General features: G+C 66.5%; 21 protein-coding genes. 15 read left to right on the forward strand and 6 right to left on the reverse strand.

Annotated features, from left to right (window positions below):
• Positions 1-176: 176 nt before the first annotated feature.
• The 15 genes from ACTDXD_RS27395 to ACTDXD_RS27465 all read left to right on the forward strand — a co-directional run bounded on the left by ACTDXD_RS27395 (position 177) and on the right by ACTDXD_RS27465 (position 12,653).
• Positions 177-920: a DUF2637 domain-containing protein gene (locus tag ACTDXD_RS27395; RefSeq protein WP_440127873.1), complete on the forward strand. Its 744-nt coding sequence runs from the start codon at positions 177-179 to the stop codon at positions 918-920.
• A gap of 733 nt (positions 921-1,653) precedes the next feature.
• Positions 1,654-1,845 (forward strand): hypothetical protein, encoded by a 192-nt coding sequence (locus ACTDXD_RS27400; RefSeq protein WP_440127874.1) that lies wholly within the window; start codon positions 1,654-1,656, stop codon positions 1,843-1,845.
• 27 nt (positions 1,846-1,872) lie between these two features.
• The gene (locus tag ACTDXD_RS27405) at positions 1,873-2,085 is read left to right on the forward strand and encodes a hypothetical protein (protein WP_440127875.1); all 213 of its coding nucleotides are present in this window, start codon (positions 1,873-1,875) and stop codon (positions 2,083-2,085) included.
• A 77-nt stretch (positions 2,086-2,162) separates the two neighbouring features.
• The gene (locus ACTDXD_RS27410) at positions 2,163-3,116 is read left to right on the forward strand and encodes a DUF3560 domain-containing protein (protein WP_440127876.1); all 954 of its coding nucleotides are present in this window, start codon (positions 2,163-2,165) and stop codon (positions 3,114-3,116) included.
• 62 nt (positions 3,117-3,178) lie between these two features.
• Positions 3,179-3,523 (forward strand): hypothetical protein, encoded by a 345-nt coding sequence (locus ACTDXD_RS27415; RefSeq protein WP_440127877.1) that lies wholly within the window; start codon positions 3,179-3,181, stop codon positions 3,521-3,523.
• A gap of 230 nt (positions 3,524-3,753) precedes the next feature.
• Positions 3,754-4,554 carry a ParA family protein gene (locus ACTDXD_RS27420; RefSeq protein ID WP_440127878.1) on the forward strand — a complete coding sequence of 267 codons (801 nt, stop codon included), beginning with the start codon at positions 3,754-3,756 and terminating at the stop codon, positions 4,552-4,554.
• The gene (locus tag ACTDXD_RS27425; RefSeq protein WP_440127879.1) at positions 4,551-4,874 is read left to right on the forward strand and encodes a hypothetical protein; all 324 of its coding nucleotides are present in this window, start codon (positions 4,551-4,553) and stop codon (positions 4,872-4,874) included. Before ACTDXD_RS27420 ends, ACTDXD_RS27425 begins: the two co-directional genes overlap by 4 nt.
• Before the next feature lie 1,041 nt (positions 4,875-5,915).
• Positions 5,916-7,391, forward strand: coding sequence for a ParB/RepB/Spo0J family partition protein (locus tag ACTDXD_RS27430; RefSeq protein ID WP_440127880.1), 1,476 nt, complete (start codon positions 5,916-5,918; stop codon positions 7,389-7,391).
• A gap of 255 nt (positions 7,392-7,646) precedes the next feature.
• Positions 7,647-7,919: a hypothetical protein gene (locus ACTDXD_RS27435; protein ID WP_440127881.1), complete on the forward strand. Its 273-nt coding sequence runs from the start codon at positions 7,647-7,649 to the stop codon at positions 7,917-7,919.
• Positions 7,916-8,473 (forward strand): DnaB-like helicase N-terminal domain-containing protein, encoded by a 558-nt coding sequence (locus ACTDXD_RS27440; protein ID WP_440127882.1) that lies wholly within the window; start codon positions 7,916-7,918, stop codon positions 8,471-8,473. The genes ACTDXD_RS27435 and ACTDXD_RS27440 overlap by 4 nt, the downstream gene beginning before the upstream one ends.
• 77 nt (positions 8,474-8,550) lie before the next feature.
• Positions 8,551-8,784, forward strand: a complete 234-nt coding sequence (locus ACTDXD_RS27445; RefSeq protein ID WP_440127883.1) for a hypothetical protein — start codon at positions 8,551-8,553, stop codon at positions 8,782-8,784.
• Entirely contained in the window at positions 8,781-10,730 is a 1,950-nt protein-coding gene (locus ACTDXD_RS27450; RefSeq protein WP_440127884.1) for a Fic/DOC family protein, read from the forward strand. The genes ACTDXD_RS27445 and ACTDXD_RS27450 overlap by 4 nt, the downstream gene beginning before the upstream one ends.
• 20 nt (positions 10,731-10,750) lie before the next feature.
• Positions 10,751-11,077, forward strand: a complete 327-nt coding sequence (locus ACTDXD_RS27455; RefSeq protein WP_440127885.1) for a hypothetical protein — start codon at positions 10,751-10,753, stop codon at positions 11,075-11,077.
• A gap of 119 nt (positions 11,078-11,196) precedes the next feature.
• Positions 11,197-11,373 carry a hypothetical protein gene (locus ACTDXD_RS27460; protein WP_440127886.1) on the forward strand — a complete coding sequence of 59 codons (177 nt, stop codon included), beginning with the start codon at positions 11,197-11,199 and terminating at the stop codon, positions 11,371-11,373.
• Positions 11,374-11,759: 386 nt separating this feature from the next.
• Positions 11,760-12,653 (forward strand): hypothetical protein, encoded by an 894-nt coding sequence (locus ACTDXD_RS27465; protein WP_440127887.1) that lies wholly within the window; start codon positions 11,760-11,762, stop codon positions 12,651-12,653.
• 394 nt (positions 12,654-13,047) lie between these two features.
• On the opposite strand, the gene ACTDXD_RS27470 is transcribed toward ACTDXD_RS27465, so the two are convergent.
• The 6 genes from ACTDXD_RS27470 to ACTDXD_RS27495 all read right to left on the reverse strand — a co-directional run bounded on the left by ACTDXD_RS27470 (position 13,048) and on the right by ACTDXD_RS27495 (position 19,141).
• A complete protein-coding gene (locus ACTDXD_RS27470) occupies positions 13,048-13,236 on the reverse strand; it encodes a hypothetical protein (RefSeq protein WP_440127888.1) in 189 nt (62 codons plus the stop codon).
• Positions 13,237-14,319: 1,083 nt separating this feature from the next.
• Positions 14,320-14,835 (reverse strand): hypothetical protein, encoded by a 516-nt coding sequence (locus tag ACTDXD_RS27475; protein ID WP_378563835.1) that lies wholly within the window; start codon positions 14,833-14,835, stop codon positions 14,320-14,322.
• A 183-nt stretch (positions 14,836-15,018) separates the two neighbouring features.
• The gene (locus tag ACTDXD_RS27480; protein WP_378563838.1) at positions 15,019-15,201 is read right to left on the reverse strand and encodes a hypothetical protein; all 183 of its coding nucleotides are present in this window, start codon (positions 15,199-15,201) and stop codon (positions 15,019-15,021) included.
• A gap of 270 nt (positions 15,202-15,471) precedes the next feature.
• Positions 15,472-16,539, reverse strand: coding sequence for a flavin-containing monooxygenase (locus ACTDXD_RS27485; RefSeq protein ID WP_440127889.1), 1,068 nt, complete (start codon positions 16,537-16,539; stop codon positions 15,472-15,474).
• Complete coding sequence (locus tag ACTDXD_RS27490; protein WP_440127890.1) at positions 16,536-17,771, reverse strand: MFS transporter; 1,236 nt, start codon at positions 17,769-17,771, stop codon at positions 16,536-16,538. Before ACTDXD_RS27490 ends, ACTDXD_RS27485 begins: the two co-directional genes overlap by 4 nt.
• A gap of 5 nt (positions 17,772-17,776) precedes the next feature.
• Positions 17,777-19,141 carry an FAD-dependent oxidoreductase gene (locus tag ACTDXD_RS27495; RefSeq protein ID WP_440127891.1) on the reverse strand — a complete coding sequence of 455 codons (1,365 nt, stop codon included), beginning with the start codon at positions 19,139-19,141 and terminating at the stop codon, positions 17,777-17,779.
• Positions 19,142-19,174 lie beyond the last annotated feature (33 nt).

Here is a 19,174-nt window from a genome sequence, read left to right on the forward strand (position 1 = left end):
CGCGACCAGCGACTCTCATCCGAGACAAGAAAACTTCGCGTTTCATAGTTCCCATTGTTATTATGGGAACTATGAAACCGATGCGACGCATGAGACCCCTCAAAGCGGTGCGGCAACGGCGCCACGAATCGCGCGCCGAGAAAACCTCCCTCGCTGCGAGCCCAGCAACATCGAGCGTGAGCACCCCCATGTGGATCGGCTCGGTCGCCATCACCGTGGGAATCGCCGCAGCATCATTCATTCTCAGCTTCATCGCGCTACGAGACCTGTCGATCCAGGCCGGCCAACCGCGAGAAATCGCCTTCCTGTTCCCCGTCATCATCGACGGGACGATCCTGCAAGCGACGATGGGAGTGGTCACCCGCCGCCACGACCGCCAAGCCCGCCGATTCTTCTGGAAGATCCTGATCGGAGCCGCCGCCGTGTCGATCGCAGGCAACGCCATCCACGCCGTTCTCACCCACGCACCCGGATTCAATGTCGTCCTCGCCGCCGTGATCGCAGCCCTCCCACCGATCTCCCTTCTCGCGTCCACCCACGCTCTGACCAAGCTCGGCCGCCACGCCACTCTCGAAACCGAGACCAAGGCAGAGGCCACCAAGGAGTCGAAGAGCGCCGCGGACAACCTCACACCGCCACCAAGCTCCGCTCCGCACCCCGTCACTGAGCCCGGCGCCCGCACCATCGCGCACCAGCTCGAAGTCCCCCTCACCCACCTGGCAGACACCTCCGGGAGCACCGTCTCGGACACCACCGCAATGCCGAACTTCGGCTCTCACGAAGAACGCCGAGAATGGGCACTCGCCCGCCGCAAAGCCGGAGTCGACGTGCCGGTCATCGCTCAGGAAGTCGACCGTTCCATCGCCACCGTCTACCGCTGGCTCTCAGAAGCCCCGGAAGTCGAACACACCGCAGCATGACCTGAAAACCCAGCACAGCAGGCCATTCACCAAAAAAACACCTCAAAATCTCTTTTAAAGCACCACAACACCACCACAACAGGTGCAAATAAAGTGAGTATCAGGTGATTGGCAACCGCATCGTCACTCCCCCTCGGCGCATCGAACCCGGAATCGCCCCCGGTTCGGTGCGCCGAGTCATGTCTGCAAGGAGGTAACCGGGGGCGATCCGCCCCCGGACCCCCCTCCGGTCGGCACCGGCATCAACGCAGACCCCGGTCCAGGATCTTTTCGCATTCGGATGTGGGCCTCCCTGGCCTCGGGGCCGGTAAACGTATGCTCCCGCGGCCGACGGACGGTGCCCCCTCACCCTGGCCAGGAGCGTGCCCCGGCCCGTCTGCCGACAGCGGCGGTCTACCGATCCCAGGGGCTCCGCCCCCGGACCCCCGACCTCACTCCCAAGGTCCCCGCTTCCCGCGTGCCCCTCGCCCGGACGCCGTACACGGCCCTACCGGACCCGCCGACCACCACGCAAGGGACAACCCACCCTTGCCCGGCGGCCCCCGCGCCCGGTTCACCAGGCCACGCCGACCGACCGAGGAACCCGCTCCCACCTCAACCCCACACCACCCCCCGACGCACCACAAAACCCCCGGTCAAAGCCTTAATGCACTGTGACCACCATCACCAAAAAGAACCAAAAAAGCACCTAATTAACATCGAAAAAGCACCAAAACAGATGTAAAATTGAGTCATGAGCAACGCAGAGATCACCGCCAAACTCCGCAACGTCGCCCGCGACGTCGACGACCTGCTCGCCAACATCTCGACCGGAAAAGACATCGCGGTCGTCCTCGCCGAATCCCACGAGGCCAAGAATGCCGCCCGCGCCGCAGGCATGACCGAAGACGAAATCAGCGCCGCATTCCAGTCCGGCCTGAGCTGACACCCCCCCACCAAGGAGCCACACGCGATGAACAACACCACCCGTCAGACGATCGGCCTCACCCAGCCGTACTGCGACTACAACGGCTGCATCGCCGAGCCGACCCACACCGACGGCGAATTCGTCATGTGCCCCCGCCATGAAGAAACCGCCTACTCGACAAGCACCTACTGGCGACCCATCACCCGCATGGCCGCGCAAACCGGCGACCTCTGGCCGTACTACATCGCCGAGTACTGACCACACCCCAAGCCCAGGTGGGGAGCCTCACCACAGGCTCCCCACCCCCCCACCACCGACCGATAGGAAACACCCGAATGCTCGCCATCACCCATGCCCCCGCCGACGGAACCACCATCGACGGCACCAGCAAAGGCGACGGCACCGCCGCCATCCTCAAAGCAGCAGGCTGGAAATGGGGCCGCAGCATCACCGCGTGGTACCTACCGTTCAGCCGCGACCGCGCACCCCAGCTTGCCCGCATCGACCGCACCGTCGACGCGCTGCGCGCCGCCGGATACGACGTCGAAACCGACATCGACACCACATTCCGCGACGCCGCCGACGCACACCGCGACCGAGACGCCCGACTCACCGACCGCGCCGACGCCCTCGCCACCAAAGCCGACCGCAAAGCCGGTGCCGCCAACGCCGCCTACGCCCGCCACGACCGCGCCTGTGACTCCCTGCCCCCCGGAGGCGAACCCGTGAAAATCGGACATCACAGCGAAACCAGACATCGCCGAGCACTCGACCGCGCCCACATCACAGCCCGCGCAGCCCGCGACGCCGACGCCCTCGCTGCCGAAACCACTCGCCGCGCCGCAGCCGCTGCCCGCAGCACCGAGCACCGCTACAACCCCGCAGTAATCCACCGCCGCCTCGAACGACAATCCGCCGAACTGCGCAGCATCGACCGCCAACTCACCACATACGAACAGACCCACCACAGCGACACCGACAACCCCGCTCGAGCCCGCCACATCGAACAACTCCAACTCAACAAAGCCGAGCTCGAATCCGACATCGAATACTGGACCGCAGTCCGCGCCGAACAAGACGCCCAAGACGGCCCCAAGCTCTACAGCCGCACCGACCTACGCCCCGGCTACTACATCTGCTGCCACAACTCCTGGTACCGAGTCCGCCGAGTCAACGCAAAAACCGTCACCGTCGACACCGACCCCGGCTGGAACGACAAAATCCCCTACGACAAGATCACCGACGCCCGCGCCGAAGACGCCAAAACCACCATCCGACCAGGCCAATAACCCCACCCCCTCGGCGGCCGCGACCCGATCGCGGCCGCCGAGGGCTTCGCCGCGAGGACCCCATGACCACCGAATCCCTGTTCGCCGTATGCATCCTGCCCGGCTGCACACAACCAGTCGCCGACGAGCTCACCCCCTGCCAGACCTGCCGAACCCTCTTCGGCCCCATGCTGCAGGAAACCGACCGCCCCCGAACCCTCACCCACGCCGACATCGAAGCCCGAGACAACCACGTCCGCGCCATCTACCGCGCCCGCCGCCTGCACACCCCCGCCACCCAGACCACCGACACCGAACCCACCACCACCCGCCGCGCCAACCAATGGTGTTGGATATGTGAACAGCGCCGCATCTGCACCCAGACCCCGCAAAGGTGGGAATGGCGCGACTGCCTCCAGATCACCTAACCCCCACCCAGCCTCACGCCGGCGGTGGCCAACGGCCAGGGCATCGAGCCTCACGCCGGCGGTGGCCAACGGCCAGGGCATCGAGCCCTGGCCGTCGGCATTCCATCTGGTCACCAACACCTAAACCGCACCGAAACAACATGAAATAAGCACCAAATCCGCTAAACGCACGAAAACAGCACCTGATACGAACCAGAAGTGATGTATTCTTGCACCAAGAAAGGACAGCTATGAGCTCACAGATCATCCTGCTCACCAACGAAAAAGGCGGCGTAGGCAAAACCACCACCGTGCTGAACCTCGGTGAAGCCCTCGCCCGAGCCGGAAAAACCGTGCTCCTGGTCGACCTGGACCCCTCCGGCAACCTCACCCTCACCGTCACCAAGACGCAACCCGGTCGCCGGGACGACGCGACGGTGACCGTCGACCACATCATCGAGCTGCACGCCGATCGACGCCAGTCTGCCTCCGACGCCGTCATCAAGGACATCCGCGGCGGAATGGACTTGATCGCCGCACCCAAGAACCCCGCCGACCTGATCAGCGCGGAAAAGAACATCTCGAACGATCCCCTCGAAGGCCCGCACATCCTGCGCGAAGCGCTCGAATCGATCCGTGAGCGTTACGACTACATTCTCGTCGACTGCTCCCCCACCCGAAACGCCCTCGAACTGTGCGCGCTCGTAGCAGCCGATCAGCTCGTTGTGATCAACGAACCCACACAGTTCAGCGTCGACGCGATGCAGAGAGTCACCGCATACGCGCAGCGCATCAAAAAACGCAGCAACTCCGGTCTGTGGGTGCGCGGAGCGATCTTCAACATGTACAAGACCAATACCAAGCTTGCCCAGAAGTGGACCACCGACCTCGCCGAGGCCGGCATCCCCATCCTGGCCACCATCGGCTACCGAGAAGCAATCAAAGCAGCCATCGAAGCGGGAATTGCCCTGGCCGAGACCAAAGACGGCTGGCGTCACGCACTGGTCTACGACGAGCTCGCCGCCACCATCACGCAAAGGAAGAAGTCATGAGCGAGATCCGCAGCATGTTCGACGCCGACGAACCCGACGAGGACACCACCGCTGCCGCCCGGACGCCCAAGAAGCTCGTACAGCAGCCCAGCCTGGTTCGACGCACCTTCACTCTCGCCGAATCCGTCATCGATGCAGCGACCAATGCCCAGAAAACCCTGCGAGGCGCCTACCCCGGATCGCACCGCAGCATCAACAGCTACATCGAAGAAGCCATCGCCGAATACACCGCCAACCTCGAACGCGAGTACAACGACGGCCAACCCTTCCCCGATGTCGAGAAGATCCGCCGCCGCAAGGCCCAGGACTCCGACGACTGACCGGTCAACGCCACCACCGTTGAAGGCCCCGACTTGTTCGGGGCCTTCGGTCTATGCAGGCCCGCCCGACCTCAGACGCCGGACCACTGATCCCCAGGGGCTCCACCCCAGGACCCCCGACCTCACTCCCAAGGTTCCGGCTTCCCGCGTGCCCCTCACCCGGACGCCGCACACGGCCCTACCGGACCCGCCGACCACCACGCAAGGGACAACCCACCCTTGCCCGGCGGCCGCCGCGCCCGGTTCACCAGGCCACGCCGACCGACCGAGGAACCCGCTCCCGCCACACCCCCACACCACCGCCGAGAAACAACAAAACCCCAGTTCAAAGCCCTAAAGCGCTGTAACCACCATCGCTAAAAACACCAAAAAAATATCTATTTAACATCGAAAAAACATCAAAATAGATGTGAACTTGAGGCATGCACAGTGATGCGCATCAACCATCGGGCCTTACACTCGACGTCTACCGCACCTCCAAGTACGGCGACTGCACCAATGGGGGAGTCAGCGCCACGCACGGCGACCTACTTCTGGTCGGCATCCTCGACGAACGCCGCACCTTCACCGCCACGGCGGACGTCCTGCCCGCCGAATACACCCCCGCACGGCACCCGTCGCCACTTCCTCGACGGAGAAGGCCCGACCCGCCCCCACGGTCGCGCTACAGATCCGCGCCCGCAGCTTCTTCGCGAACGAGAACTACGCCGCACTGGTCCCGGTCGAATGGGACGACGAGACCAACTGCTACCGCCGCACACACTCGTGGGTGATGTTCGGCGGCAACTACGTCGACACCTCCAACACTCGACTCCCCGAGCTCGCCGCCCACTTTCTCCACTATCGGGCCAGCGTCCTTCCCATCCACGACCGCGTAGAACGCTGAACCCCCCGGCCCCGCCCCTAGGCGGGGCCGGAGTTCATTCAGGCGAAAGTCCCCACGTCAACTGCCGAACGGGGTGAAGCAAGTCACCAAAAAATATCCAATAAGGCATCAAAAAAACATCGAAAAAGCACCAAAACAGATGTAAACTTGGTGACATGAACAAGAACGGAACGGTCCCGCAGTTCGGCACCGTCAACCCCGCCGCCCTGCTCACCGACGCCAACATCCGCCACAACCTGCACCTGACCGACGACTTCCGCGAATCCATCGCCGAACAAGGGGTCCTGACTCCCATCACCGTCTGCCGCACCGCCACCGGAGCGCTGCGCGTACTTACCGGGCACCGCCGCACCGCCGCCGCCCTCGACGCCGGACTGACCCAGATCCCCGCCATGATCGTCGGCGGCGAACAGGACGGCACCGAGGCCACCGTTGACCGCCTGGTGACCCAATGGAGCGAGAACGAACACCGCGCCGCCATCACCACCGGCGAGCGCCTGGCACTGTTCGAGACCCTGGCCGACCACGGACTCGACTCCGCAAAGATCACCCGCCGCACCAAGGCCCGCCGCGCAGAGGTCGACGCCGCCCTGACCCTGCGAGGCACCGAGCAGCGCGACGCCGTACAGCGTGGAGAGCTGACCATCGAGCAGGCCGCAGCCATCGCCGAGTTCAGCGACGACCCCGCCGCTGTCGGCCGCATCGAATGGGCCATCCGAAGCAGGCGACTCGACCACGCACTCGCTGCCGAACGCCTGCGCCGGACCGAACGCACCGAAGCCCTCGCCCGCGCCGCCACAGCCCTCGCCGAGACCGGCATCGACGCCGTCGCAATGGGATCGATGCACGAATGGATCGACGAGGCCAACAGCGCCACGATCGAGCGCGTCACCGACGTCGACGGCAACACCCCCACAATCGAAGAAGTCGCCGCCGCAGGACACCTCGGCCTCTACGTCGACAGTCGGAGCGCCTGCTACCACCGGGAGACCGGCGAGGAAGTCGACGAGGACGATCTCGTGGACGAGCTCCCCGCCGAGGATCAACGCGAAGAATGGATGATCCCCCGCGAACAGGTCATCGAGACCGAGGAAACCATCCACTACTGGCATGTCATCCGCTGCGCAGACTCCCCGTGGCACACCTACTGGGGTAACCGCACCGCTATCCCCGCCGCCGGTGAAGTCGACGCCGAGACCCGCGCCACCCAGCGCCGCGAGGTGATCGAGAACAACCGAGCATGGCGCGCTGCGACCGAAGTCCGCCGGACCTGGCTCGCCCAGCAGAGCACCCGTAAGACCGCCCCCAAGGGCACCGCCGCGTTCGTGGCCACGGCACTGGTGAAATGGCCGCAGATCCCCTCCGCATATCACGCCCGCGCACTGACCGAACAGATGATTCCCGCTGCGGACGCCCTCGCCAAACTCGCCACCGCGCCCGACGCCCGCGCCCTGGTCCTGCTCCGCGCCCGACTCCTGATCGCCCTCGAATCCCAGGTCAACGCCGACCACTGGCGCACGCCCACCGACTTCGCGCAGTTCTACCTGCGCGCCGTCGCAGACCAGGGCTACACACTCTCCGACATCGAACGCCGCGCCGCTGGACTCAAGCCGTTGGCCGACGAGCAGTAGACCACCGTCCCGGCGGGCCGCTCCGTGCCGCCCGCCGGGACCCCCGGCCCGGGCAGTAGCCGCCGACCGGGGCATCGAGCCCAGGCCAGCGGCCCCTCCCGCACCACCGCACGAATCCTACAAGCATCAAAAACAGATCAAAAAAACACCTGAAAAGATGATAAATACGCACCTGAAAGACTTCACAAAAGATGATAATTAGACGACAATGGATCGAGACCTGGCCAAAACCCATCCCGCAGAAGGAGAACCGACATGATCGTCTGGACCGCCGCACTGACCGCGCCCGCCTTCACACATTCCGACTCCGGCTGCGCGTTCTCACATGCCGCCGCTGCCTCCGCCGCCGCAGAAGCAGCGCGCACGCTCGCGCTCGCCTACGCTGCGCCCGCCGGTAGCGAAGTCACCATCACCATCGACGGCCGCCCCGCAGCCCACGCCACCCTCGCCGCTGCGCCCACCGGTCACCCCGACCCCACACCCGTCCTCGACGCCGCCGACGCACTCGACAAGCGGATCAGCGCATGACCGCCACCCATCTCGACGAACCCAGCACTTACAGCAGCGCCGACGAATTCGCCCCCGAGAACGGCGACACCGAAACCCTGCTGCTGTGCGCGGTGCTGTTCGCCGGCCACAACACCGCCGCCGACGTCGTGGACCTGCTCGAAACCACCGACTTCCACCAGTCGCTCCACGCCGACCTGTTCGACGCGATCGCAGCTCTCGTCACGGCAGACCAGCCTCACAACCCCGCCATGGTCCTGACCCACCTCGAGCGCCACGGAAAACTCGCCGGACACCATGGACGTCGCCTCGCCTACGCACTGACCACCGCCACCACAGCAGGAGCCGACCCCACCGCAGCCCTCTACTACGCCCACGCCATCGTCAGCGCCGCCTACCGCCGCAGCTTCCGCACCGCCGGAGCCATCATCACCTCCGCCGCCGAAACCCTGCCCGAGCACGAGTTGTTCGAGCACCTGCTCACCATCGGCTACGCGCAACGCGCCGCAACCCGCCGACTCGACCGCGTTCGAGCCCGCATCGGCGCCGCACCGACCGTCGGAACCGCCGAGTAGACATAGGGGAGGGGGAGGGGACTCCGGAGCCGAGCCTGCCTCACGACCCGACCGTCCGACCACCACAGGAGGCCACCATGACCGGCAGCACCGACGACACCCACCCTCGACCTTCACTCCGAGAACGGCTCGAGCCATTCGGTGAGGACGCAGCGCGAGAGATCGTCGCACAACATGTCCGCGCCGCCTGCGCAATGGCAGGGGACTTCGGAGGCGAAGATCCCCGCACGATCATCGACCGACTCGAGGCCGGCCAGACCCGCGAGGACATCCTCAACGCCTACCGCCGCACAGACCGAGGCGAGGAGTGACCACAGCATCACCCTCGGTCGAGGGCTACATCCACGGAACGGACACGCGAGTCAACCTGCTCGGCATCACCGACGCGCAAGAACTCGCCGAAGTCGAGAAGCAACTGTTCACCCAGGCGATATGGCAGTTCGCCACCGTCCCGTCCCCGGAAGAGTTCACCGGAGACTTCCTGCGGGAGATACACCGTCGAGGATTCGACGGACTGTACTCGTGGGCTGGTCAATACAAGACCGTGCCCACCAGCCAGGGAAACCTGCCGATCACCCACTCAAGCCCCGAAGACACCGCCGCCGACGTCAACGACCTATTCGCCGACCTCGCCGCCGAGAACAACCTTGCCGGACTCGACCACGGCCCGTTCGTCACCCGACTGGCCGACTACTGGGCGCGGATGACAGAGATCCACCCCTTCGCCGACGGAAATTCACGATCGCAGTACGAGCTGTTCCGGCGTATCGCAGAAAACGCCGGATGGGAAATCGACACTGCGCGTATCGACTTGGCCGCCCTGGCCGCATCCCGTTACGTCACCGCCGAAAGCGGAGACCCCCGACTGCTCGCCGATGTACTTGCCCCGGCCGTCGTGCCTGCGGACGGGTACACACCGACCCCACTCAAGCCCGGCCGCCCTGTTCTGTCCCTGACCAGCCATCTGGCGATCATGCGGGACTACGACCGCGACCGCAGTGGCCCCTACACCGCACCAGAGACTTTCAGAGAGGTACCCCGGATGAGAGAACGACCACTACGCGGAGTCCAGCTCGACAACGCGCACGCCCTGGTGCGCCTCGGATTGACCCTCGCAGAACGAACCAACTACGGCGACGCCCACGACGCCGCCGTGCACCGCATCCTCGAGGGCACCTCCACCTTCGCCGCAGAACGCGCCGCCGCCGGCCTACCCGAGCCGAACGACCGCTACAAGGACCTGTTCGACCCACTCGCAGGCAAGACCACCATGCGTTACGACACCGGAGCCGTGGTCAACGCATTCGACGAACGCGACCCCGCCCGCCTGCACGAGCTCGTCACCTGGGAGCTGGCGCTGCGAACCGCCGACTACCTCGCCCACCGCGAGATCCTCGGCGACGGAAGCGAACTGCACGCCAGCGTCGTGCACCGTGAACTGCACACCGACTTCATGCCGATCATCAGCGACACCGCCGCCTACACCGAACCGAAGATCCCGGCGGCCGACGCACAGACGATCGCCGACCCGCGCCAGCTCGGCCGCCACATCGCCGCCATCCAGGAAGAAACCGAAGGCATCCAATCCGTCGCCGTACTACTCGTCGCAGACCAGCTCGCCCACCGCATCCCCGACCGCACGATCGACTGGCGCGTGATCGACCCCGAAGCACTCCGCGCCGCCACCCACGCCGCGAACTTCCACGACAACCCACCCGATGACGCCGACCCGGACCTCGCACTCGAAGACGCCATGCGGACCGTCGGCCGCGAAGCGTTCGCCGCCGAACTCGAGCGCGCCGTCACCACCGAACTCCCGACCGTCGTCCCCGGCCCCGGAGATCTCGACCCGAACCTCCGGTATGAGCGGCACTGGGAGGAGTTGGCCGAATACCGCAGCCCCAAACTCCAGGAGGGCACTCTCGACCAGGACGACCTACTCGCGCCGGTCACCGCCCCCAACCTTGCTCCAGACGGGCCGGAGCGATGGACCCCTGCAGACTTCAGCCCCGAACCCGAGCACGACCAGATCACCACCCACAACAACTGGTCAGGTCAGGACGAACTCGAACAACACCAGGAAACACTGCACCGCGACACCGGCATTCGGAACGAACGCGCGGCCTCGGTCGAGTCCCAATCACCCTCGGCCGCACCGACGCAACTGCACCGACCCGCCCAACCAGACGGGCGACCGCCGTCAACCCACGACCACCACGGTCCGGCCCAAGAACGACACTTCGGCCACGAACTCTGACCCGACCGAAAGGATCGACGATGCTCGAACGCTTCCGACCGCGCCGCCGCCTCAACCGGAACAAGTCGGATCCCGCAGCCGCCGGGGCGGCCTGGTCCGAGGCTGACGCCCGCTATTCCGAGGAAGTCACCGCCGCCTGGCAGGCTCTCGACGACGAGGCCAAGAAAGACCTCCTCGCCGCAGCCAAAGAACTCAAACACGCTTACGAGCAATACGGAATCACCACCGTGTTCCATTGCTACCGCAGCGGACCGCCCAGGAGCGGACCTCTGCGGACGGCTGCTGACATCCGCGCCGAAGCCGAAAGTATCCGCGCCTCTGTGACCAGTGCAAGTCCCGACATCTGAATCCCACCCAGGACGATCGAACTCCTGCTGGCCAGCCGACGTGGAAGGCCTCATTACCAGGAACCTCAACGAGGCTGGGTCGCCGAGTCCGTCACCCTCGAAGAGGGCGGAACCTTGGTGTGGGACGCCGGAGTCGAGCGCCTGACCTTCGTCGCCCGGGCGGCATCGACGGGATGTACGTCCAGGTGCTCACCGGCCCCGCCCTGACCGCAGAAGGGGACTGGCCGATCAGCCTCGAATGTCCCCGCGAGACCGCCCGAACCATCTGGCAACTGGTCGGCCTGTTCACCATCTGAGAAAGGTTCGGACCGGGGCGCAGCAACCGCCCAGTTCGAACCCCCAGCCTATTGCCAGACGACGCACCAGCTCACACCGGAGTTGCTGGGAGGACACAACCCAGAAGCAGCGGCTCCGCAGCACGGACCTCCACACCACGAACATGGTTGCATCGCCCCCACCGTGACACCGCGATCGCCCAGAACATGTCGGGCCGCTGTGGTTAGCTACGAATCAGAGCCGCGTTGCACGGCTTGACTCCGACGCCACCCGACAGGTGCCCACATCATCACGGCGGTGGCGATCGAGGACAAGGTCCCCCGGATCTGCAACACCAACTCACCCGTCACGACCAGCGGCGATGGATGTGGGACGTCGCCCTGCTACGTGAACGGAGCACACGCGCATGACCAAAAACTCCGCCCGGAAGAAAGCCGCCCGCGCATACCAACAGCAGCATCCCGGAGCCTCGCTAACGGAAGCGCTGCGCGCCGTCACCACCGGCAAAAAGAAGGAATCCCGGATGAACACGACCCCCACCAGCACGCAGCCGGTGCCCCGCCCGTCCACCAACGGTATCGACCCACAGACCAGGTCCGCGGCGATCACCGCCCTGACTGCGATCGCACGCAGTACCCACCCCGGCGGTTCCCAAGTGGACTTCGCCGATGCGATGGCCGACATCGTCACCACCGTCGCCGCCAACGTCGGCTCACTCGAGCAGCTGCTTCTTGGCCGGCCCACATCCTGGGAAGCGGACCTCGTCGCCCGGCTCGTCGAAGGAACCGCACCGGAGGACGAACTCCCGTTCCGGCGCACCGATCCTATCGAACTGTTGCTCAATATCGACGACTACTGGCTCGCCTCCGGCCTCGACGACGTGTACACCGAGGACCGCGACGAAATCGACCGGGACCGTGCCGGCCATGCGGAAGGCAGCAGCGAGGACGAGGCGCTCGACGACGAAGTCGTAGCCATCGACGATCTGGAAGAAGAAGATCGCGCCGCGTACATCGCTGCCTGGACTGAACAGGCACGCATCGCAGCCGTAGAACTCGGCGTCACCACGCCGGTGACCGTGACTGTCCTGACCTGGGCGACGGAGAAGGGGTACCCCGTCGACAGACCCGGCCTCGAAGAGAGCATCGAGCGACTCGCTGCACAGCGGACGCTGCATCCGACCAACCCTGAACTCACGGACCTGGTCGGAACCATGAGTGCCCCGTCTGAAGATCTCGCTGCACGTATCCGAGCAGCCGGACGCAGCTACCGCGCCCGCGTGGCGGCCGCCGAGTCGTAGCCTCCCCACAGTTGGCGCACCCAGTCGGAGCAGTGGTCGACCGACCAGATCAAGGACACCTGATCGTCTATGACGCTCGACGCGCAGATCCCGCATGAGGCCGGCTTCCAACACATCCCTACGGGGGTTCTTCGGTGAATGTGTACAGCCCACCCGTCGCGCCGCCGAACAGTATGCGATCGACAAGCTGGTAGGGCTGGGAGAGGACCGTTCGAGACCGAGCAGGGCGGTGCGGTTCGTGGGCTACACCGCGGCCTGTGCCCGCGGTGCGGATCTATCCGGTCGGCACGGCCTCGTTCACTTCCTGAGGTGCACAGGACGGATGAGTCCAACGTGATCGGATACCGAACTGAACGGAAAAATAAGGAATCCAGAACTTTTGGTGTTCATCGGGTCACTGTTGGCGCTCGTTGTGAATGGCCAGCAGAACAAACTTGTCTCGCATGACGCGGAATGCGCCCTCGACGTCGTCGGCGATGAGCAGTTCTCGTTCGTGAGCGTGCAGGACCGCGATGGCTGCAACAAGATCGTCGTCGCTCATGGCTTCCGCTGCGGCTGCGACGATGCTGTCTTCGAGGTTCACGCGCCGACAGTAACCACAGGACCGAGCCGCACGGAGTGGGCGACGGCCGCCGGCGAGCTGGGAGCGTCCGCCACAAGGATCGGTTTCTAGGCCTCGACCTGGCCGTGGTCGTCATCTCGTGGCCACTGGACTCCCTGCCATGCCGGGCCGACATGTGGTGGCCGGTAGATGGTGGCCGAGCACCGTCTGCACTGGAAGGTCCGGTGTCCGTGACTTCCCGCCGAGGTCGTCGAGGTCGCGCACGTACAGGGGGCCCATCCGACCAAGATCAAGTTTGGTCCGAGTCTATGCCCGTTCGGGCAGGCATCAGGGGCCGGTTCCCGGTGGAGCGCCATCGTTTCATTTTCGCACACACATTCGATATCGTGATCCTGCGGTAGCTGCGGCGGAGCCCCGGACACGGGTGCTCGGGAAGCGTCGCAGCTGCCGCGATTTCCTGGGTGGGTGGCCCGCCGAAACGAAGGGAGAGTCCACTCATGCTCAGGGATTCAACTTCGGTCGCCCAACGTGGGGAAACATCCCTTACCGAGAGTGCGTGAGGTTGCAGTGAGGCGTGGGGATCGTGTTCGCATCCGTCCGGCCGGTGCGTCGGTGTTCTCGATTGTCGACGTGGACGATGAGGGCCGGTGTGTCCTCGAGTCGGTCGATGGAATCCCGGCCGGGTATCGGTTTCCGATGCGGGAAGAAGACCTGATTCCGGAATAGCACGTCGCAGAGTGCACTCCTTCGCGTGCGTTCCGCTCCGCCGTCGGCGAACCAGCAATTCAGAGCGCGCCGGCTCTCGATAGGTAACGATCGGATATTGTCAGGCCGACAACCCGGCTGAGAGCGTGGTTCTTGCCGCAGCAATCTCGCTGTAGTGGGGGCCCGAATTCCCCAGTCGAGGTGCCCTGCCGACCCCCCCGCGGCAGGGCGCTTTCATACCTTTCCGCTCGTCGAGGGCGGCGGTTGATCTATCTACTATCTCAGTGGATACTAGAGAGTGCCCACGGCACAGCGTTCGTGGGAAGTGGACCCGGGAGCTCACTGGACGGTGAGTCGCCCGGGTTTTGCGCATTCAGAAGCCGGATCACAACACCCGGATCACGACACGGTGTGGACCTCGAGTGTGTCGGCGACAGCTTTACGGTGGTGTCCACCTTTGCCCCATGCCCAGGCGAGCACGTCGGGCACCCACAGCATCGGTTCGCTGGTAGGGGAGGTATGCCGATACGCGAAGCCGGATCCCGGTGAGGTGGCCAACGCTGTTCGGATCACTTCGCGATCGCGACGGTCCTGATCGCAGGATTCGAGCCAGAGCTGGCGGACGTGGAGGGTGTCGAGGTCGGTGGCCATCGCCGCCAAGGCCCGGTCGCGGGCGTGGCGTTCGGACCGGCCGCCGAGGTCGACAACATACAGATGTGCCTGCAGGTCCAGCGCCACCACTCCACGAATGATCTGGGACGCGCGACGACTGTCATGGGACATGTGGATCCGCGCCGATCGCGGAGCGCGCAGCGACTTGAGCGTCTTGCGGGCCGAGTCCAGGTCCGACGGCGCGATGGTGACCGCACAGACCAGATAGTCGCCGCGGCGCGACTCGTCGGCGAACGCGTGCATCAGCTCGTCCAGCTCCCTCGGTGTTCGATGATCAGGAAGCTAAACGATGCCACGACCCGGTCTTCTCGCCGAAGCCGGTCTGCAGTCGAGCCGAGGCGCACACGAGCGGATGGGCGGGTCGCGGCGCCGCGAGCGCCGGACGGTTGGCGTAGCGGCAGCATCTCGAGAAGTGCTTGAACAAACTCAGAGATCGAACAGCGAGAACTGGTCCTTCTGTGCTCGAGACTCGGTGTCGGCGAGATACCGGTCGGCCATCGCTCGGGCGACGATTTCGTCGCAGCCGAGTTCGGCGGCGACCTCACTCCAGTCATGTCCGTTGCGCTGGAGTTGCCACGCCAGCTGGTGCAATTGTTCGTCCATGTCCATCAGCGCCGCTCCCGCGGTCGTGTCGGACGGGCCTCGTCCGACGATGCAGGTTCGCCTGAACGATAACCGGGGCGATACCACCATGTGGGAGACACGCCGCCCCCCGCACCGCACCGGCCACGAAACGCGAGAGAAGAGGTAAACCCGCCCCCAGAGGGACGGGCAGTGTGCCTTTCATGATGCCACCCTCGCACAGCAGGCAGGGATCAGAGCCTCTCGCTGCCCCTCGGGCACCGGCCGGTCGGACCGGTCCCCGAGGGGCAGCGCCGGTCAGGGACCGGTGGGCAGTGTGCGGCGGGATCGGGCGGCAGCGACCACACGGCCGGCGACCCGATCGGCGTCGCGGCCGACACCCCGCAGCGACGCCGACGACAGGCTGCGTTGCCATTCGAGGCCGACATACCCGAGACCGGCGTGGGTGGTCGAGATGCCCTGCCGGTGGAGAGGCCGGTCAGTGCCGTCGAGGCCGGTCAGATACGGCAGGTGCGGGCGGTAACCGGTGGCCAACAGCACCGTGTCAGCGGTGGTGGTGGTGCCGTCGGGCCAGGTGACACGGTCGCCGTCGAGACCGGTGAACAACGGTCGCGGCTGCGGGTTGCCGCTCGCCAGGGCGCGGCGGTAACGGCCGGTGTCGAGAACCTGCTGGGTCGGCGGGGTGCGCAGCAGTGGCCCGAGAGGAGCGCGATCGAACCCGGTGACCGTCAACCAATAATGCACATCACGTCCGAAAGGTCGCTGCGGCATGAACTTCGGAGGTCGGCGGCTGGCGAGGGTGACGGAGGCGACCTCGGTGAGTTCGGTGGCGATCTGCACAGCGGAGTTACCGGCACCGACCACGATGATGTTCTGACCGGCCAGCGCAGCAGGCTCGCGGTAGTCGCTGGTGTGCAGCACCGTGCCGCCGAACGTCTCCAGGCCCGGCAGCGGCGGGATATTCGGGGACCCGAAGTAGCCGGTGGCCGCGATCAGGACCGGCGCGGTGACACTGCTCCCGGCGGCGGTCTGGGCGGTGTAGACGCCCGTGTCGTAGGTGACGGTCTCGACGCGGGAGCCGGTCACGATGTCGACGTCGAGTCCGGCGGCGTAGCGACGCAGATAGTCGACCACCTCGTCGCGCCGCGGATAGCGCTGCGGGTCGCCTGGAAACGCCAGGCCCGGTAGTGCGCTGTATTTCGCCGGGGAAAACAGGGTGAGGCTGTCGTAGTAGTGCGGCCAGGCCCCGACGGGCTCGTCGCCGGCTTCGAGCAGTCCGGTGCGCAGGCCTCGGGTGGATAGGGCGTGGGCGGCGGCGAGGCCGGACTGGCCACCACCGATGACGAGGGCGTCGTAGTCGGTCATGAGGTTCCTTCAGTGGACGGAGGGGCGGTCAGGCGCGGCACGGACGCGACCGCGAGGAGCGCGGCGATCACGGCGACGACTGCGAGGACGAGGTAAGCGGTGGCGTAGCTGCCGGTCGCCGACGCCAGGGCGGTTCCCGCCCACGGCGCCAACGCCATCACCACCACGATCGGGGCGGACATCAGCCCCCCGAGCCGGCCGTAGTGGGTCGAGCCCCACCGGTCGGTGATGGCGGTGGCCTGGATCAAGGTGAACAATCCGCGCACCAGTCCCGCGCCGATCGCCGCGCCGATCAACGCCGCGGCTGTGGTCACCGCCCCGAGCAGTGCGGTGGTTGCCGCGGTCCCGGCGAGGATCACCACGATGCGGCTGCGGACGCTGGTGCGGGCGACCAGGGTCAGGTAGCCGAGACGGCCGAGGACCTGTCCGGCGCCGCCGAGCCCGAGCGTCCACGCCGCCACCGACGGGGAGAAGCCCTGTTCGAGCAGCAACGGCACCAGGTTGAAGACCCCGGCGAAGGCAGTGAACGCGCCCAGAGCCAACGCGGCCACCAGTGCGAGGAACGCGGGGCTGCGGGCGATCTCCCGGTGCCCCAGGGCTGCGCCGTTCGCCGGCGGCGTCGCGGCGGGCCAGGATCCGCGCAGTCCCCACCAGTGCCCGGGGATGGTGATCGCGGCGAGGATCGCCGCGAGAATCAGGTAGGTGGTGCGCCAGTCCGACTGCTGATCCACGACCGAGGTCAACGGGGCGAAGATGGTGCTGGCCAACCCCGCGGCGAGGGTCAGGATCATCAGGGCGTGGACGGAGCGTTCGCCGTACCAGCGGGTCAGCGCTGCGAACGCCGGTGGGTAGAGCACCGCGCCCATCGCGGTGCCGGCCAGCAGCCATCCGGCGTAGAACACCGGCAGCGTGGGGGCGAGCGCGATCAGGACCAGCGCGGGGACGGCGAGGACCGAGCCGGCGGTCATGATCGTGCGCGGTCCGACCCGGTCGAGGATGCGCCCGACCGGGATACCCGCGAGCGCGGTGGCGAGCTGCCCGAGCGAGAACGCCGCGGTGATCGACGTGGGCGACCAGCCGGTCTCGGCGGAGATCGAGACCGACAGGACCGGGAACGCGTAGTACAGGATGCCCCAGCTGGTGATCTCGGTCAGGCACAGCACCGCCAGCACCCGCCGCAGCCCGGCCCCGGTGAGGGCGCCGGGCTGCGGGCGGGTCGAGGTGTCGGTCACCGGTGTTATCCGCCGGTGCGGGCGTTCAGGGTGACCAACTGCGGCTCTGCGGGGCCGCAGCACCCACCCGCCGCGGCCTCGGTGGCGGTGTCGGCGGCGGGGTCGTCGAACACTCCGGCGCCGCCGCACACCCCGGTCTCGGGCAGGGTCAGCTCGACGCGGGTGGCGGCATCGTGGTCACCGGCCAGGGCGGCGGCGATGCTGCGGACCTGCTCGTAGCCGGTCATCGCCAGGAACGTCGGGGCCCGGCCGTAGCTCTTCATCCCGGCCACATAGAAGCCCGGTTCGGGGTGGGTGAGCTCGGCGGCCCCGTGCGGGTAGACGGTCCCGCACGAGTGCACGTTCGGGTCGATCAACGGGGCGAGCGCGGTCGGGGCCTGCAGCACCGGGTCGAGGTCGAGACGGATTTCCGAGAGCCACGACAGGTCCGGCCGGAAGCCGGTGGAGGCGATGATCTCGTCGACTGCCTCGATGCGGGCGCCGGTATCGGACACCAGGGCGATCTGACCGTCGGTGGTGGGTTCGACGGCGGCGGTGCGGAATCCGGTGACCACGGTGAGCAGCCCGTCGTCGACGGCCTTTTTGGCGCGCAGTCCCAGGGCGCCGCGGGCGGGCAGTTGGTCGTCCTGGCCGCCGCCGAACGCGGCGCCGATCTCGCCGCGGCGGACCGCCCAGGTCAGGCGGGTGCCGGGGGCGGTGCGGGCGAGCTCGGCCAGCGCCACGATGGCGTTGAGTGCCGAGTGGCCGCTACCGGCGATGACGGTGTGGCGGCCGGCGTAGCGGGTGCGCACCGCATCGTCACCCAGGTCGGGGACGCGGTAGGTGATCGTCTCGGCTGCGGCGCGTTCCCCGAGGGCGGGCAGTCCTTCGCCGCCGAGCGGGTTGGGGGTACTCCAGGTGCCGGAGGCATCGAGGACGGCGCGGGCGAGCAGGCGGGTTTCGGTGCCGTCGCGGTGGCGGATGTGCACCGACAGGGGTTCGGTGTCGCGGCCGGCGTCGACGATGCGGTCGCGGCCGCGGCGGGCGATGCCGACGACCTCGTGATCGAGGCGGACTGCGTCACCGAGAGCATCCGCCAGCGGGCTCAGGTACTGCCCGGTCCAGTCTTGGCCGGTGGGGTAGGCGTCGTCGTCGGGGGCGGTCCAGCCGGTGGTGTCGAGGAGGCGGCGGGCGGCGGGGTCGATCAGTTCGGCCCAGCGGGAGAAGGTGCGGACGCTGTGCCATTGCGTGATGGCGGCTCCGGCGGCGTCGCCGCGTTCGAGCACCAGCGGTTCGAGGCCGCGTTCGCGCAGGTGGGCGGCGGCGGCCAGGCCGATCGGTCCGGCTCCGACGACGACGACGGGCAACTCGCTGACGGGCAACTCGCTCATGACAGGTCCTTTCATCGATGGGTATCGATCTAA

The sequence above is a fragment of the Rhodococcus sp. SJ-3 genome (assembly GCF_051918125.1).
GTDB lineage: Bacteria > Actinomycetota > Actinomycetes > Mycobacteriales > Mycobacteriaceae > Rhodococcus.

Excerpts from the sequence above, each read along its gene's own strand:
- ACTDXD_RS27440 (WP_440127882.1), top strand. The coding sequence starts at position 7,916 with ATGACCGCCACCCATCTCGACGAACCCAGCACTTACAGCAGCGCCGAC.
- ACTDXD_RS27445 (WP_440127883.1), top strand. The coding sequence starts at position 8,551 with ATGACCGGCAGCACCGACGACACCCACCCTCGACCTTCACTCCGAGAA.
- ACTDXD_RS27480 (WP_378563838.1), bottom strand. The coding sequence starts at position 15,201 with ATGGACATGGACGAACAATTGCACCAGCTGGCGTGGCAACTCCAGCGC.
- ACTDXD_RS27400 (WP_440127874.1), top strand. The coding sequence starts at position 1,654 with ATGAGCAACGCAGAGATCACCGCCAAACTCCGCAACGTCGCCCGCGAC.
- ACTDXD_RS27455 (WP_440127885.1), top strand. The coding sequence starts at position 10,751 with ATGCTCGAACGCTTCCGACCGCGCCGCCGCCTCAACCGGAACAAGTCG.
- ACTDXD_RS27425 (WP_440127879.1), top strand. The coding sequence starts at position 4,551 with ATGAGCGAGATCCGCAGCATGTTCGACGCCGACGAACCCGACGAGGAC.
- ACTDXD_RS27430 (WP_440127880.1), top strand. The coding sequence starts at position 5,916 with ATGAACAAGAACGGAACGGTCCCGCAGTTCGGCACCGTCAACCCCGCC.
- ACTDXD_RS27475 (WP_378563835.1), bottom strand. The coding sequence starts at position 14,835 with ATGCACGCGTTCGCCGACGAGTCGCGCCGCGGCGACTATCTGGTCTGT.
- ACTDXD_RS27435 (WP_440127881.1), top strand. The coding sequence starts at position 7,647 with ATGATCGTCTGGACCGCCGCACTGACCGCGCCCGCCTTCACACATTCC.
- ACTDXD_RS27405 (WP_440127875.1), top strand. The coding sequence starts at position 1,873 with ATGAACAACACCACCCGTCAGACGATCGGCCTCACCCAGCCGTACTGC.
- ACTDXD_RS27415 (WP_440127877.1), top strand. The coding sequence starts at position 3,179 with ATGACCACCGAATCCCTGTTCGCCGTATGCATCCTGCCCGGCTGCACA.
- ACTDXD_RS27495 (WP_440127891.1), bottom strand. The coding sequence starts at position 19,141 with ATGAGCGAGTTGCCCGTCAGCGAGTTGCCCGTCGTCGTCGTCGGAGCC.
- ACTDXD_RS27410 (WP_440127876.1), top strand. The coding sequence starts at position 2,163 with ATGCTCGCCATCACCCATGCCCCCGCCGACGGAACCACCATCGACGGC.
- ACTDXD_RS27485 (WP_440127889.1), bottom strand. The coding sequence starts at position 16,539 with ATGACCGACTACGACGCCCTCGTCATCGGTGGTGGCCAGTCCGGCCTC.
- ACTDXD_RS27420 (WP_440127878.1), top strand. The coding sequence starts at position 3,754 with ATGAGCTCACAGATCATCCTGCTCACCAACGAAAAAGGCGGCGTAGGC.
- ACTDXD_RS27465 (WP_440127887.1), top strand. The coding sequence starts at position 11,760 with ATGACCAAAAACTCCGCCCGGAAGAAAGCCGCCCGCGCATACCAACAG.